The sequence below is a fragment of the Deinococcota bacterium genome (assembly GCA_030858465.1).
GTDB lineage: Bacteria > Deinococcota > Deinococci > Deinococcales > Trueperaceae > JALZLY01.
In genome coordinates this window covers 1-14,909 of sequence record JALZLY010000298.1, presented here as the reverse complement: position 1 = coordinate 14,909, position 14,909 = coordinate 1, and the positions used below count along the sequence as shown (strand labels likewise).

10 protein-coding genes and 1 tRNA gene are annotated in these 14,909 nt (G+C 66.2%); 6 read left to right on the top strand and 5 right to left on the bottom strand.

The features are described 5' to 3' along the window. Positions 1-63 precede the first annotated feature (63 nt). The 5 genes from treY (at position 64) to scpB (ending at position 9,576) form a co-directional block, all read left to right on the top strand. Complete coding sequence (treY, locus tag M3498_14910) at positions 64-2,763, top strand: malto-oligosyltrehalose synthase (GenBank protein MDQ3460569.1); 2,700 nt, start codon at positions 64-66, stop codon at positions 2,761-2,763. 57 nt (positions 2,764-2,820) lie between these two features. Continuing rightward, positions 2,821-4,854 (top strand): alpha-1,4-glucan--maltose-1-phosphate maltosyltransferase, encoded by a 2,034-nt coding sequence (locus M3498_14905; GenBank protein ID MDQ3460568.1) that lies wholly within the window; start codon positions 2,821-2,823, stop codon positions 4,852-4,854. A gap of 248 nt (positions 4,855-5,102) precedes the next feature. Continuing rightward, positions 5,103-5,369, top strand: coding sequence for a BrnA antitoxin family protein (locus M3498_14900; protein MDQ3460567.1), 267 nt, complete (start codon positions 5,103-5,105; stop codon positions 5,367-5,369). A gap of 376 nt (positions 5,370-5,745) precedes the next feature. Next, positions 5,746-9,045: a maltose alpha-D-glucosyltransferase gene (gene treS / locus M3498_14895; protein ID MDQ3460566.1), complete on the top strand. Its 3,300-nt coding sequence runs from the start codon at positions 5,746-5,748 to the stop codon at positions 9,043-9,045. A gap of 36 nt (positions 9,046-9,081) precedes the next feature. Further along, entirely contained in the window at positions 9,082-9,576 is a 495-nt protein-coding gene (gene scpB / locus M3498_14890; GenBank protein MDQ3460565.1) for an SMC-Scp complex subunit ScpB, read from the top strand. Positions 9,577-9,639: 63 nt separating this feature from the next. On the opposite strand, the gene M3498_14885 is transcribed toward scpB, so the two are convergent. Continuing rightward, positions 9,640-11,820, bottom strand: a complete 2,181-nt coding sequence (locus M3498_14885) for a PQQ-binding-like beta-propeller repeat protein (protein ID MDQ3460564.1) — start codon at positions 11,818-11,820, stop codon at positions 9,640-9,642. Between the two features lie 237 nt (positions 11,821-12,057). On the opposite strand from M3498_14885, the gene M3498_14880 reads away from it, so the two are divergent. Beyond that, a tRNA-Met gene (locus M3498_14880) sits at positions 12,058-12,134 on the top strand. Positions 12,135-12,407: 273 nt separating this feature from the next. Here the strand turns inward: M3498_14880 and cmr6 are convergent. The 4 genes from cmr6 to M3498_14860 form a co-directional block, all read right to left on the bottom strand. Continuing rightward, positions 12,408-13,457, bottom strand: a complete 1,050-nt coding sequence (cmr6, locus tag M3498_14875) for a type III-B CRISPR module RAMP protein Cmr6 (GenBank protein MDQ3460563.1) — start codon at positions 13,455-13,457, stop codon at positions 12,408-12,410. After that, complete coding sequence (gene cmr5, locus M3498_14870; protein MDQ3460562.1) at positions 13,457-13,855, bottom strand: type III-B CRISPR module-associated protein Cmr5; 399 nt, start codon at positions 13,853-13,855, stop codon at positions 13,457-13,459. Before cmr5 ends, cmr6 begins: the two co-directional genes overlap by 1 nt. After that, positions 13,852-14,649, bottom strand: a complete 798-nt coding sequence (gene cmr4, locus M3498_14865; GenBank protein ID MDQ3460561.1) for a type III-B CRISPR module RAMP protein Cmr4 — start codon at positions 14,647-14,649, stop codon at positions 13,852-13,854. Before cmr4 ends, cmr5 begins: the two co-directional genes overlap by 4 nt. Continuing rightward, on the bottom strand, positions 14,650-14,909 hold a 260-nt coding region (locus tag M3498_14860; protein MDQ3460560.1), incomplete at its 5' end, for a type III-B CRISPR module-associated protein Cmr3.

The following is a 14,909-nucleotide window of genomic DNA, read 5'->3' as shown; positions in this document are numbered from 1 at the left end:
TAGCCGGGGGGAAAGTTGCCTTCGCCCGGCCCGCCGCCGCCTTGGCGGAACTGGAGAGCTAGCGTGAACGCCAGCTACCGGCTTCAGTTGCACCCCGGCTTCGACTTCGAGGCGGCCAGGGAGGTATTGCCCTATCTGAGGCGTCTGGGAATAAGCCATCTCTACCTGTCGCCGATCACCGACGCGCGCCGCGGCAGCACCCACGGCTACGACGTGGTCCACCACAACCTCGTCCGCGAGGAGCTGGGCGGGCTAGCGGGCTTCGAGAGGTTGCGCGAGGCGGCGGTGGCAAACGGCCTCGAGATCATCCTCGACTTCGTGCCCAACCACGCCGGGGTGGGGCCGCGCAACGTCGCCTGGCAAGACGTCCTCGCCTACGGCCCCCACTCGCGCTACGCCCGCTACTTCGACATCGACTGGACGCCCCTAAAGCCCGAGCTCACCAACAAGCTGCTGCTGCCCTTCCTGGGCAGTCCCTACGGCGAGGTTCTGGACGGCGGCGAGCTGGGGCTCGTCTTTGAACGGGGCGGCTTCTACCTGGCCTATCACGGGGCCCGCTTCGCGCTCAGCCCCGCCTCCTACGCGCTCATCCTCGAGGCCGCGCTGAGCGACTTCGAGCGCACCGAGGCCTACTGGGATCTCAAGGACCTGCAAGGGGCCTACAGCTCCTTGGAGCCCCAGGAGCTCGAGAAGGCCGAGGCGCTGGGGCTGCGGCTCACCGCGCTCGCGAGCCGCATCGACCTCGAGCCGGTCCTGGCGAGTCTCGGCGGCGAGCGCCTGCACCACCTCTTGGAAGAGCAGTTCTGGCGCCTGGCCTCCTGGAAGACCGCCGGCTTCGAGATCAACTACCGTCGTTTTTTCGATATCAACGAGCTCATGGGCCTGCGCATGGAGGAGCCCGAGGTCTTTTGGGACGCCCATCGCCTCCTGGCCGAACTCCTCGCCAAGGAGGGCGTCAGGGGCGTGCGCATCGACCACATCGACGGCCTCTTCGACCCGCACAGCTACCTCGCCTGGCTCAAGGATGCGGGCGCGCGCAGCGTCTGGGTCGAAAAGATCCTCGCTCACGGCGAGATCCTGCCCGAGGCCTGGCCGGTCGAGGGCAGCACCGGCTACGAGTTCATGAACGACGCCATGAATGTCTTGTTGTGGCCGCAGGGCGAGCCGGCCCTGGACCGCATCTACCGCCGCAGCGTCCGCGAGGCGCGCGACTACGGTGACGAGGTCCACCGCGCCAAGCGGCTGGTGATGGAAACCGCGCTCTCCGGCGAGCTCTTCCGCCTCGCCTACAGCCTCGACCGCATCTCCGAGTCGGACTACCGCACCCGCGACTTTACCTTGGAGGGCCTGCGCGAGGCGCTCTCGGAGGTGGTGGCCTCGTTCAGCCGCTACCGCACCTACTTGCCGCATGACCGCGACGAGGCCGAAGGGGTCATCAAGGCGGCCATCCACGAGGCGCGCCGGCGCAACCCCGCCACCGAGCCCACCGTCTACGACTTCATCGTGCGGGTGCTCCTAGACGAGGTCAAGGAGGAGCTCGAGGAGGCGCGGGCGGCCTGGGTCGGCCGCTTTCAGCAGTACACCGCGCCCCTGGCGGCCAAGGGCGTCGAGGACACCACCTTCTACCGCTTTGTGCGCCTGGCGGCTCTAAACGAGGTCGGCGGCGAGCCCGACCACTTCGGGGTGACGGCGCAGGCCTTTCACGCCCACGCCAGATTTCGCGCCTTTAGGTATCCCAACAACCTGCTCGCCACCGCCACCCACGACCACAAGCGCGGCGAGGACACCCGCATGCGCCTGATCGCCCTGGCCGAGCTGAACGAGGCGTGGCAGGAGCTGGTCGAGGGGTTAAGCGCGCGGGCGCGCGGGCGGCACGTGGAAAAGGCGCCCAGCGACGGCGACATCTACCTCTTCTACCAGGTCCTCGTCGCGCTCTGGGAGGGCGCGGACAGGGACAGCTTGAGCGAGCGCCTGCTGGCCTACATGCACAAGGCCTCGAGGGAGTCCAAAGGGCAGACGAGCTGGCTCAACCCCGACGAGGCCTATGAAGGAGCCCTGGAGCGCTTCGTGAGGGACAGCTTAGAAGACCCCGAACTGCCCGCCATCGTCGGGCCGCTGGCCCGCGATCTGGCCCGCTACGGCTTCCACAACACGCTGAGCCAGCTCGCCCTCAAGCTCACCTCGCCGGGCGTGCCGGACCTCTACCAGGGCACGGAACTTTTGGACCTTTCCCTGGTCGACCCCGACAACCGCCGCGAGGTCGACTACGGGGCGCGCGCAGCCCTCCTGGACGGCTTCGAGGGGCTGCTTCAGAGGCCGGACGCGGATGCTGTCAGGGCAATGCTCGAGGCCGGCCAGGAGGGGCTCAAGCTCTACCTGACGGCGCGGCTGCTGCGCTTCAGGAGCGAGCACCCGAGCCTCTTCGGCGAGAGCTACCAGGCTGACGGCTACCAGCCCCTCGAGGCCGAGGGGGAAGAGGCCGAGCACGTGATAGCCTATCTCCGCGCCGGCGAGGCGGGGGCGATGCTGGTCGTCGTCACGCGCTTTCCGGCCGAGCTCGAGCGCCGCGGCGGCTTCACGGACACCCGCCTGCCGCTCCCCGAGGGCTACCGGGGCCGCGACTGGCAGGAGCTCCTGAGCGGCCAGACCCTCCCTCTGGAGGCTGCGTTGGAACTGAGCCGCCTGCCGCTGCCTTGGGCGGTGCTCTATAGCGCCGCGCCCGCGAACGACGCCCAAGCTGCTCGAACCAGTCCTGACGACTAGTCCCGACGATTAGCCCCGATGGTTAGCGATGTGAGCAGCGAAAAGGAGACTTAGCCGATGACGAAGACGCAAGGAGCTATGCCGCCGACGGCGCCAATGCCCATGGAGCTGCCCGAGGCGTGGTCGCGCGCGCTCATCCTGGCGGTGCGCCCGCAGATAGACGCCGGCCGCTGGCCGGTCAAGCGCGCCCAGGACGAGCTCATGGAGGTGACGGCCGATGTGGTCGGCGACGGTCACGACCTCGTCGCCGTCGAGCTCATTTTCGGGCCCGAAGGTGGCGAGGAACGGTCGCTGCGCATGGCGCCCCTGGGCAACGACGTGTTCACGGGCACCTTCGCCGCCGACGAGCTCGGCCGCTGGCACTACCGGGTGCGCGCCTGGGTGGACGAGTTCGCCACCTGGCAGGCGCTCTTTCGGCGCCGGGTCGAAAGTGCCCTGCGGAGCGGGTATGGGGGAGAGGCCGAAGGGGAACTGAGGAGCGAGCTCTTAGAGGGCGCGGCGCTCCTCGAGCTCGCGGCCAAGGAGGCCACGGGCGAGGATGAGGAGGCGCTTCAGGGACATATTGAGGCCTTCCGCGCGGGCGAGATCGAGCGGGCGCTCGAGGCCGAGGTGTTGGAGCTCGCCCAGCGCAACGACCCCAGAGTGCGCGCCGTGGGGAGTGCCAGCTTGGGGCTGTTGGTGGACCGCAAGCTGGCCAGATTCGGCGCCTGGTACGAGTTCTTCCCGCGCTCGGCGGGGCGTCCGGGCGAGCACGGCACCCTCGACGACGCCGCTAAGCAGTTGGACTACGTCAAGGAGATGGGCTTCGACATCGTCTACCTGCCGCCCGTTCACCCCATCGGCCACTCCTACCGCAAGGGCAAGGACAACGCCCCCAGCGCCCAAGAGGGCGAGCCCGGCAGCCCCTGGGCGATCGGCTCCCAAGAGGGCGGGCACAAGGCGGTGCATCCCGAGTTGGGCGGTCTGGAAGCCTTTGACAGGTTCGTGGCGCGGGCGAAGGAGCTGGGGCTCGAGGTCGCTCTCGACCTCGCCTACCAGTGCTCGCCCGATCACCCCTACGTTAGGGAGCACCCCGAGTGGTTCCGCCACCGCCCCGACGGCTCGATCCGCTACGCCGAAAACCCGCCCAAAAAGTACCAGGACGTCTACCCCATCAACTTCGAAAGCCCCGACTGGCAGAACCTGTGGCTTGAACTGAAAGATGTCATCGCCTTCTGGGCGGGCCGCGGCGTCAAGGTATTCAGGGTCGACAACCCCCACACCAAGCCCTTTGCCTTCTGGGAGTGGTGCTTCAAGAACCTCCAGGAGGAGTACCCCGAGCTGATTTTCCTGGCCGAGGCCTTTACCCGGCCCAAGGTGATGTTTGCTCTCGGCAAGGTGGGCTTCAACCAGTCCTACAGCTACTTCACCTGGCGCTACACCAAGCACGAGTTCGAGGAGTACTTGAGCGAGCTCTTCCATACCGAGGTCCGCGAGATCTACCGGCCCAACTTCTGGCCCAACACCCCCGACATCCTGCCGCCCTACCTGAACCACGCCGGCCGGCCCGTCTTCGAGGCGCGGCTGGTAATGGCGGCGACGCTGTCGGCGGCCTACGGCATCTACGGCCCGGCCTTCGAGCTGATGGAAAACGAGGCTCACCCCGCCCGCGAGGAGTACAAGAACAACGAGAAGTACGAGATCCGCGACTGGGACCTGAACGACCCGCGCTCCTTGAAGGGCCTGATCGCCAGGATCAACAGGATCCGCCGGGAGAACCCGGCCCTGCACAGCAACTGGAGCCTGAGCTTCCACAAGACCGACAACGAGCAACTGCTGGCCTACTCCAAGAAGGACGGCGACAATTTGATCCTGGTGGTGGTCAACCTGGACCCCCACCACACCCAGTCGGGCTGGCTCGAGCTGCCGCTCCATGACCTCGGCCTGAAGCACGACGAGCCCTACATGCTAAAGGACCTCCTGGACGACGAGCGCTACTTCTGGGAGGGCGCGCGCAACTTCGTGCGGCTCGACCCGCACAAGAGCCCGGCGCACATCTTCGAGGTGAGAAAGCGGGTGCGGCGCGAGCAGGACTTCGACTACTACATGTGAGGATACATGTGAGGATGCGGGAGTCGGAGTCCGGCCAAAGGCGAGCCTATTCGCTCTCGGTTCTTGCCGTTTCCGAAGATGCTGCGGCCCACGCGCTTGCGGTTGCTCGAGGACGCAGCTTTGTTTGCGATTCTTCAATCCATGCTTTAGAATCGGGATAGGCAGGAGCGACTTTTTTGTCCACAAGCAGGACCGGCGCGCACTCGTCGTGTCTGCGCGCGACATGACCGAAACGGAGCGGAGGCGGTATGAAGGACGCTAAAACCTCGGTATCCCAGGCCTCGTCCTACCAAGAGATTGGCGATTATTGGGACGCACATGACCTTGGCGACATCTGGGAGCGAACCAAAGCTGTAGCCATCGAAGTAGGCCTTGCTTCGTCCGTCAGGTATTATCCCCTCGAAAGAGGGCTTTCCGAGAGACTTCGTGACCTGGCCAAAGAGCGCGGTGTTTCTCCAGAAACGCTCCTCAACTTGTGGTTGCAAGAGAAGATGCGTGAAGAAGCCGTCAGGTGATGGCATCGACCTGACAGCGCTAGCAAAGTGGACTTGAATAATGAGGCGTTTCTCTCCTTTGTTGAAGGCTACCGCATGGTGAGGAACATTGATCAGGGCGAGCTGAAGTCATTCCGATGTTTTTCAGATGGCCTCATTTGCTCACGTTCTCCAGGTTGCTTCGGGCCCTCGAGACCGGCGAGCAGCACGATGATCCCTCATGGGTGAGGGGATTGCGGGAAAAGCTTGGGGTAAAAGTGAATCATCATGGAAAAATACGGAAGCTGCCCGGTGGGGGCGTGAAGCCAGCCTTCTCGCCTCGCTCGTTCATGGAGTGTTACGCTGAAACGAGATGAAGAACCGGGCTAAAGCGGCTTCTTTACGACGTGAGGTAACTATGGACGAGGTGACTATGGACCCCTTGTGGCACAAGGACGCGGTGATCTACGAGCTTCACGTGCGCTCCTTTTACGACTCGAACAACGACGGCTACGGCGACTTCGCGGGGCTGAGGGAAAAGCTGCCCTACTTGGAGGAGTTGGGCGTCAACACGCTCTGGCTGCTGCCCTTTTACCAGTCGCCCTTGCGCGACGACGGCTACGACATCGCCGACTACTACCAGATCCTGCCCGTCCACGGCACCCTGGACGACTTCAAGGCCTTTTTGGACGAGGCGCACGCGCGCGGCATGCGCGTCGTCACCGAGCTCGTCTTGAACCACACCTCCGACCAGCACCCCTGGTTCCAGGAGGCCCGCGTTCCCGGCTCGGCCAAGCGCGACTGGTACGTGTGGAGCGACTCCGCCGAGAAGTACAAGGGCGTGCGCATCATCTTCAAGGACACCGAGTACTCCAACTGGACCTGGGACCCGGTGGCGGGCGCCTACTACTGGCACAGGTTTTTCGGCCACCAGCCCGACCTCAACTGGGACAACCCCGCGGTCGAAAAGGCGCTTCACGAGGTGATGTTCTACTGGTTCGACCTGGGCGTAGACGGGCTCAGGCTCGACGCCGTGCCCTACCTCTACGAGCGCGAGGGCACGTCCTGTGAGAACCTGCCCGAAACCCTGGACGCCATCAAGCGCCTGCGCAAGGCCATCGAGGACCGCTACGGCCCCGGCAAGATCCTCCTGGCCGAGGCCAACCAGTGGCCCGAGGACACCGTGCCCTACTTTGGCGAAGGGGGCGAGGGCGTACAGATGGCCTTCAACTTCCCCTTGATGCCCCGGATGTACTTAGCGGTGCGCCGCGAGAACCGCCAGCCTATCGTCGAGATGCTGGGGCACACCGAGGAGATCCCCGAGGAGGCGCAGTGGGCGCTGTTTTTGCGCAACCACGACGAGCTCACCCTCGAGATGGTCACCGACGAAGAGCGCGACTTCATGTACTACGAGTACGCCGCCGACCCGCAGTTTCGGCTGAACCTGGGCATCAGGCGCCGCCTAGCGCCGCTCCTGGGCGGCGAGCGCCGCCGCATCGAGCTCATGAACGCCCTGCTGCTATCCCTGCCGGGCAGCCCCATCCTCTACTACGGCGACGAGATCGGCATGGGCGACAACACCTTTTTGGGCGACCGCAACGGCGTGCGCACCCCCATGCAGTGGAGCCCCGACAAGAACGCGGGCTTTTCGCGCGCGCCCTTTCACACCCTCTTCCTGCCGCCCGTCAGCGAGGGGCGCTACTCCTACCAGTTCGTCAACGTCGAGTCCGAAAGGAACAACCCCTACTCGTTCTACCACTTCACCCGGCGCCTCATCGCCTTGCGCGGCCAGCACGCCAGGACCTTCGGCCGGGGCAGTCTGAGGGTCTTAGACGTCGAGAACCCCCGGGTCTTCGCCTTCTTGCGGCAGCATGAGGGCGAGACCATCCTGGTGGTCACCAACCTCTCACGCTTTGCCCAGGCGGCCTCCTTGCCGCTCGCCGACTTCAGCGACTGCGCGCCCGTCGAACTGTTCAGCCAGGCGCCCTTCCCGCCCATCACCGCGGAGGGTTACCCGCTCACGCTCGGGCCGCACTCCTTTTACTGGTTCGTTCTGCGCCCCAAGGCCGCGCTCGCCGAGGACGAGGCCCTGCCCGAGGAGGGCGTGGCCGACATCCTGCGCGCCCTGCCCGTGCTCACCCTGACGGGCGGCTTGGAGACCATAGTCATAGACACCATGGTCCAGGGCGAGTCGCGCAAGGGCTTGGAGCGGCTCCTGCCCGGCTACCTGCGGGGCCAGCGCTGGTTCGGCGCCAAGGAGAGGCCCATCCTTTCGGTGCGGCTCGAGGACGCCGTGCGGCTCCAGGCCCAAGCCTTTTCCGGCTATCTGGCCTTGGTGCGCGTCGCCTACGAAGGCGGCGTCGAGCGCTACTTCCTGCCCCTGGCCCGGATGAGCGAGGAGGAGGCGAGCAGCGCCCTGGCCGAGCGTCCCCAGGCCGCCATCGCCCGGCTGAGCGGTCCCTTCGGCCGCAACGTGCTCTACGATGCGACCGCCGATCCGGCCTTCTGGCTGGCCCTCTACGAGCAGACCCGCGCGGGCTGGAAGGGCCGCAGCCTCAAGGGCCTCTACAGCGCCGCGACGGGCAAGGGTGCCGTCCTGCCGCCGGCAGAGGGCGCGCGCGTGCTTGGCGTCGAGCAGAGCAACTCCTCGGCGGTCTTTGGCAGCGCGGCCTTCGCCAAGCTCTACCGCAGGCTCGAGGAGGGCCCCAACCCCGAGGTCGAGATGCTCAGCTACCTGACTAGCGCGGGCTTTCCCTTCGTGCCGCGGATGCTGGCGCGGCTCTCGTTCAACCGCGGGCCCCTGGAACTCAGCCTGGGCGTGGTGCAGGACTACCTGGCCGGCGACGGCGACGCCTGGGGTTACGCGCTCACCGAGACCTCGCGCTACTTGAACCGGGTGAGCGACACCGCCTTGCCGAGCGAGCTCTACCCCCTGCCGGGCCAGCCCATCCCCGCCTGGCTCGAGCACAGCGGCGGCGACATCCTCCACATGGTCCGCCTGCTGGGCGTCCGCACCGCTGAGCTGCACCTGAGCCTCGCCAAGGCCGAGACCCCGGCGCTGAGGCCCGAGCCCACCGAGGCCGGCGACCTCTTGGCGCTCCGTGAGCGCGTCCATGCGCGCGCCGAGGAGGTGCGTCTGGCGTTGACGGAGAGAGGAAGCGAAGGCCGGCCGGCCGACGACCTCTTCGCGCGGGGCCTCGCCAAGCTGGACGAGCTGAATCCGGAGACCCCGGCCGCGCCAGGCGGCTGGCAAAAGATCCGCGTCCACGGCGACTACCACCTCGGCCAGGTCCTGATGAGCCAGGGCGAGTACTACCTGCTCGACTTCGAGGGCGAGCCCGCCAAGCCCTTGGCCGAGCGCCGCCGGCGCGACCAGGCGCTGCGCGACGTGGCGGGCATGCTGCGCTCCCTCGATTACGCCGGGCTGATGGCCTGGCGCAGGCACCTAGCAGAGCATCCCGAGCTGGCGAGCAAGGATGGCGACTTAGAGACCTGGGTGGGGTCGCTCACCCGCTGGAGCGAGGCGGTCTTCTTGGACGCCTACTACGCCACCGCCGGCGAGGCGAGCTTCCTGCCGCCCGCGGGGGTCCGCGACCGCCTCGTCTGGGCCTACCAACTCGACAAGGCGCTCTACGAGGTGCACTACGAGCTCGGCCACCGCCCCGACTGGGTGGACCTGCCGCTCAAGGGCTTGAGGCGGCTCCTGACGGAGCTGTAGGAGGTGGCGCGCTACCAGGCCCTGCTCTGCGCCGCCATGCTCGCCGCCGGCCGCCCCCTCACCCCAAAGGAAGCCGCGGCCCTGCTGGGCGTCTCCGCCGACGCCGTGGCCGGGGTGGTCGGCGAGCTTCAGCGGCTGCTCGAGCGCGAGGACTTGGGCCTCGAGGTCGAGGAGGTCGCGGGCGGCTACCGCCTGGTCGTCGACAGGACCCTGACCGCCGACCTCGCCGGCCTCTTGGCGCCGCCGCCCCTGCCCCAGCTCTCCGCGGCGGCCCTGGAGACCTTGGCCCTGGTAGCCTACGGGCAGCCGCTCACGCGGGGCGAGCTCGAGGCCGCCAGGGGCGCGTCCTGCGGCTCCACCCTGGACACCCTGCAAGAGCGCGAGCTCATCAAGGTGATCGGCCGCAAGGACGTCGTCGGCAAGCCGCTGCTTTACGCCACCACCGCCAAGTTTCTGCTCGAGTTCGGCCTCAGATCTTTGGGCGATCTGCCGCCCTTGGGTGAGCGGCCCGCGGAGTTTTTGCGGGGCTAGCCAAGGCTTTAGCAGGCGAGCGGAAACAGCCGCGCCAGGCCTGGAGGGCGTCAAAGAACCGCGCTAGCGGCGCCCCGCAATTTGCCCCCCATTTTTATTGTCGCCCTGGAACTTGGGCCAGGGCGACGCCGCCAAGCCCGCCGAGTCGCTGTAGATCGCATAGAGCCCATCGCTCGAGCCGATATAGACCGTGCCGTCGGCCAACAGGGCCGGCGAGGAGGCGCTCATCGTGCCCGCGCCTCCGCTCGAGTACTGCCACTTGAGCTTGCCGTCGGGGCCGATGGCGTTGAGCTGGCCGTCCTCTTCGCCGCTGAAGGCCAGGGCCGAGGAACCCAGATAGACGGTCCCGTCGGCGCCGACCGTGGGCGCGCCGAGGAGGGCGCTGCCGATCCCGTAGTGCCAGCTGAGGCGGCCGTTGGGCCTGATGGCAGCGAGGACGCCGGCATAGGGGCCGTAGGAAAAGGCCACGTAGACGGTTCCGTCGCTGCCGATGACGGCGGGCGAGCTTGCCGACGCGCCTTCCGTCGAGAATTGCCACTTGAGGCGACCGTCGGGCCTGACGGCGTAGAACCAGTCCTCATCCGTCCCCACGTAGACGGTGCCGTCGGTGCCGACCGCGGGCGGGGTGGTCAGCGCCGTCTCGGCCTGGTAGCGCCACTTGAGGCGGCCGTCGGGCCCAAGGGCGTAGAGGCTGCCGTCGCTCGAGCCGGTATAGACGGTGCCGTCCGCGGCGACGGCGGGCGAGGCGGTTATGTGGTCGGCCTGGTAGCGCCACTTGAGGCGGCCGTCGGGCCTGAGGGCGTAGAGGCCCTTATACGAGCCGATATAGACGGTGCCGTCGGCGGCGATGGCCGGCGAGGCAGAGAAGATCGGCCCGATCCGATAGCGCCACTTGAGGCTGCCGTCGGGGCTTACGGCGTAGAGGCGGCCGTCGGACGAGCCGATATAGACGGTGCCGTCGGCGGCGACCGCGGGCGCGGCGTAGAGGTCGCCGCCGGTCGCGTAGCTCCACCTCAGGCCGCCGTCGGGGTTGACGGCGTAGAGGCGGCCGTCGCTCGAGCCGATATAGACCGTGCCGTCGGCGCCGACCGCGGGCGAGGAGGCGTCCGCACCGCCGCCGGTCCGGTAGCGCCACTTGAGGGTGCCGCTGGGGTATGTCTGCCAGAACGCGGCGTAGAGGTCGGCTCCAGCTGGGGCCCTGGCCGCCCGCACCCTTTGCCCCGTGGTCAGGTCCACCGCGTAGACGTGCCAGCTGCCCTCGCGCTTTAGCCCGTAGCTGAGAAAGCGCCCGTCGGCCGTCAGGTGAGGGTGACGGACGCCGTCTCGGCTGGAGACGACGCTGCTGAGGGCGCCGCTGGCTATGGTCTTGACCCGCACCCGGTCCGCCCGGCCCTGCTCGGAGCGGCGCTCGAGCCACGCTACCTTGCCGCCGTCGTTGCTCGAGCTGGGGTGCATGAGCGTGTGCCCGCCGGTAAAGACGCTCACATAGCTGTTGGCCGCCCTGTCGTAGAGCATGATCTTGGAGTCGCCGGCGCGCAGGCGCACCAGGGCGACGAGGTTCCCGTCGCTGCTCACCGAGGGCTGGACCTGAGCGGCGCGCGCCTCCAGCATGCGCTCCTGCCCGCCGGCACGGTAGTCGCGGATAAAGACGGCGCGCCTGCCCTGTGGGCTCGTTCCCTCCCAGACCAGCGTCCTGGCGTCCGCCGACATCGAGACGTTGCGCTCCGCGTAAGCGGTCCTGGTGAGGCGGCTCACCGTGCCGGCCCGCAGGTCGCTCCGGTAGACCTCATAGTTGCCGGCCTCCAGGAGCATGGTGAAGACGAGCCTGCTGCCGTCCAGGCTGACCGCTACCGACTCGATCGCGCGGACGCCTCCGTAGACGGCCGTCTTCTTGCCGCTCGCCTGGTTCGCCAGCCACAGCTGCCAGGGCAGGTCGCCGGTGGGGTCGTGCCGCACATAGGCCAGGTAGCCGCCGGCGTTCGGCAACACCGCCTGGGACGTGACGCCGTCTTCGGCCCCGGCTTCGGGCAGCTCGCTCTCGGGGCCGTCGGGCACCTCGCCCGCCTCGCTGCCCAGGAGCGCTTCCACGTGCCCGGCGAGCTCGAGCGCCGCGCTGCCGATGTCCGCGTCGGTGAAGAGCGGCGGCTCGTCGCCCATCGGTGCCTCGGACAGCGGGCCGGTGCAGGCTGCCAACAGCAGCAGGACGAGAATCAAGGTGAGTGACCGGTACGGTTTGTTGTTCATGCGCGACCCCTCTCAAGGCTCAACTGACTTATATCGCACCTCGGCGCGTTTGAACATCCTCCTAAGCGTTAAGCAAGCCTTAACACTCGAGAAAGCACGACGCCCACGGGCTGGAGCCAAAGCCATGCCGGGTGAGCCAAGCTCGAGAAGGTGAAGACCAAAAGCGCTTGCCCTCATCCTTGGGTCAGGGGTATACTCCGGGGGCGTGGCGCGAACAAGGCCGCGACCGACAGGCGTGGCGATGTAGCTCAGCTGGCTAGAGCGCACGACTCATAATCGTGAGGTCGAGAGTTCAAGTCTCTCCATCGCTACCAAAGAAAACGAAGGACGCGACAGCAAGCCGCCGGCTTTCGCTTCAACCGGCGGCTTGCTGATTTGTTGGGCGGATGGTGTTTTGAAAACTTCAGTGGATTCCGTGCTCGAGGTCGGCAACGAACGCGCCGCCTTCACAGTGACCAAAGAGGCGGCGTTCGTCTGTTTTTTGCCCTGCTGCCACACCAGCTCACCCCACGCCGAGAGCGTGACCTGGCCGTCTACTCTAAAGAGCAGCGTGGCTGGTGCCGCAGGACGAGACCACGATTTTCGGTTTATTCATCGATAATTTCACAGAGTTCCTTGTAAGCATTGAGTTTACCAAGCTTCGATATTTGAGCCCGCTCGAGAATCGCTTTCATCTCGGTGGCCGCCTGCCGTTTCTCCGACTCAGCAGCGTCGAGGCGCTTGAGTTTGTCCACAAAACCTTGAGCGCGAGCCTTCACCTCTTTGCCGCGCACCCGGCGCAGACCTTCGACAAGCTCGGTCGTAGGTGAAGCCCCTTCAAGGGACGTTGTCTCAGGCATCGTCCCTTGGGCGCCGGCGGGCTGAGCGGGGTCTTTGAAACGCCCATAGCCCACCGCCGTCTTCGCCCCCGCGCCCAACCACTCGAGCGCCTCGGAGAGCCACGCCTTGACCCGTTCACAGTCCTTCTCGTCCTCTTCGTTCTTGCGCCGCGGCATGATGCCAAAGAGGAAGGTCGCGCCCTCCTCGACCACCAGAAAGGGTACGGGAACGGGACTATGCCAGTCGGCAGGGGGCGTTTGACCACTATCATCTTGGTAGTACTGTCCATAGTGCGGCGTCATGACATCGACCTTGAGCCCTACCGGGTAGTGGGGAATGGCGTCCAAAAAGACGACCGAGCCAACCTGAAAGTTCTTGTCCTTGTCGCTTTCACTGCCGAAGACGCGCTTCAAGGTCGCAGCATCGGAGCCCAGCCAGTGCCCCGCCCACGCCCGCACCATCCCCTTGACGGACGAGCCGGGCAGATAGGGCGTTGCCAAAGTCTGGTGCCAAGCGAAGCCGTTCTCCACCGGGTGCTCGCGGCCCAGACCGGTCACGAAGTCGCTGGTGAGCTGGTAGGGGAGGGGCGTCTGCCCGCAGGCGCTCAGCAGCTTTGCGAGGCGCTCGGCGTGTTCCTTGAGCTGTTCTCGCTCGCCCACCGCGCCACTAGTGACAGTCTCGACCCAGCGTTTTTTGCCCTCATCGCCCAGTCCTGTCCAATCGCCCTGCCACTCATCACAGAACTTGTCATACCAGAGTCCGGCGTGACCTCCTTTGCGCGCCACATTCTGCGCTGCTTCCTTGTAGAGCGGGCGCACTAGTCGGGCTCCTCGCCGCCTTCTAAAAAGGCGTCGGCGAACTTGCGCAGCCACTCGAGGTAGGCCATCGCCTCGGCCTGAGCGTGAATATAGCGGTCCTGGTCGTGCTCTACGATGGCTCTGAGCAGGTCGGCTTGACGGTAGTTGCGGTAGGGAGCGTCATCATCATTGCCGCACAGCCACGTCGCCATGTGGTCGTAAAGCTCCCCGTAACCATCTCTCTTGCCTTTGCGCGAGCGCACCGTAGCCACCGCTTGGCCCAGGCCGCTCATGAGGATGTTGGCGGGAAGCGCCTTTACGTAGCTCTTGTAGTTGCCGTAGCCGCCTTTGCTCTGAAGCCCTTCGATTTTGCCTAGCGCGTGCGCGGCGCGGCGCTGGGCTAAGGTCTGGCCGCTCATTCTCCCGCCTCCGGCCAGCGCAGGCTGAACCAGCCCTGCCCCACGGTTTCGTTGCCGCCGACTTGCAGGTAGTCGCCGATTTTCCGCACGTCCTGTAGGGCGCCCTTGCCGTTGCGCTCGGCCAAGACCGCGTACATGAGGGTGTCGGGTGGGAGCGTCTCCTCGTACCAGAGGTTGTTGCTGGTCTTTTTGTCTGTGAGTTGATTGCGTGCCTGCACCGCCAGCCCGTAGCGCGCGAACCAGGCGAAGTCGTCGTCACTGAGGATGGCGAGTTGCTCGTTCAGGCGTCCGGCGGTGGTGCCGTTGGGGATGAGCTGCTTGAGTGCGTTCACCAGGGTTTCACTCGGCTTGTCCGCAATCTCGAAGCTGCGCTCCTCGAGAAAGAGTCGCCCCGACCCTTGGCTGCACACCGTTTTCTTCTCGACTTTGGGAAGCTCGAACTCGCTGTCGTCACCGCTCCGCTTCAAGTCACGCTGCAAGCGCTCGAGCAGGTGCGGGCAGGTCAGCCACTTGTAGGCGCTCGAGAGGCTGCGCACCGGCAAGAGAAGAAGGCGGGCGTCAGCGATGAGGACGTTTCCGGCATTGTCCTGCTCGCCGAAGATGGCCTTTGCTGCTTCCTTGCCCTCTTTGTCTTCAAACGCTTGGCGTAGTGCCCCCTTGAGGCTCGAGCCCGCCACGAAGGGGTAGCTGGTGGCGGCTTCTCGAGCCACCGGCAAGTCAATCGCCCCGACGTTTTGCCCCGTGCCGGGGTGGACGAAGGTTTCCGCCAACATGCCGACGATGATGTGCTTCATTCACCACGCTCCAATCAGGATTTGCCCGTAGCCCCAGGCGGTCTTCTCGCCGATGTGCCCGCCATGCCGTTGCTTGGCGGCGGCCACTTCACTCGCTTCTGCCTCCACAAACCACACGCTGCCCGCGGGCAGGTGCGGGACCAATTCCTTGGGCTTTCTTTTCTCGCTGTCCCAACCGCCAATCATGACCGGCTTGCCGACGCAGGCTGAGATAATCTCTCCCGGCAACCCCGGCAGGCTGCCGCCCGGCGTCCTCCAGC

Coding starts and splice junctions, on each gene's coding strand:
- M3498_14905 (MDQ3460568.1), top strand. CDS start 2,821: ATGACGAAGACGCAAGGAGCTATGCCGCCGACGGCGCCAATGCCCATG.
- M3498_14900 (MDQ3460567.1), top strand. CDS start 5,103: ATGAAGGACGCTAAAACCTCGGTATCCCAGGCCTCGTCCTACCAAGAG.
- treS (MDQ3460566.1), top strand. CDS start 5,746: ATGGACGAGGTGACTATGGACCCCTTGTGGCACAAGGACGCGGTGATC.
- scpB (MDQ3460565.1), top strand. CDS start 9,082: ATGCTCGCCGCCGGCCGCCCCCTCACCCCAAAGGAAGCCGCGGCCCTG.
- M3498_14885 (MDQ3460564.1), bottom strand. CDS start 11,820: ATGAACAACAAACCGTACCGGTCACTCACCTTGATTCTCGTCCTGCTG.
- cmr5 (MDQ3460562.1), bottom strand. CDS start 13,855: ATGAGCGGCCAGACCTTAGCCCAGCGCCGCGCCGCGCACGCGCTAGGC.
- cmr4 (MDQ3460561.1), bottom strand. CDS start 14,649: ATGAAGCACATCATCGTCGGCATGTTGGCGGAAACCTTCGTCCACCCC.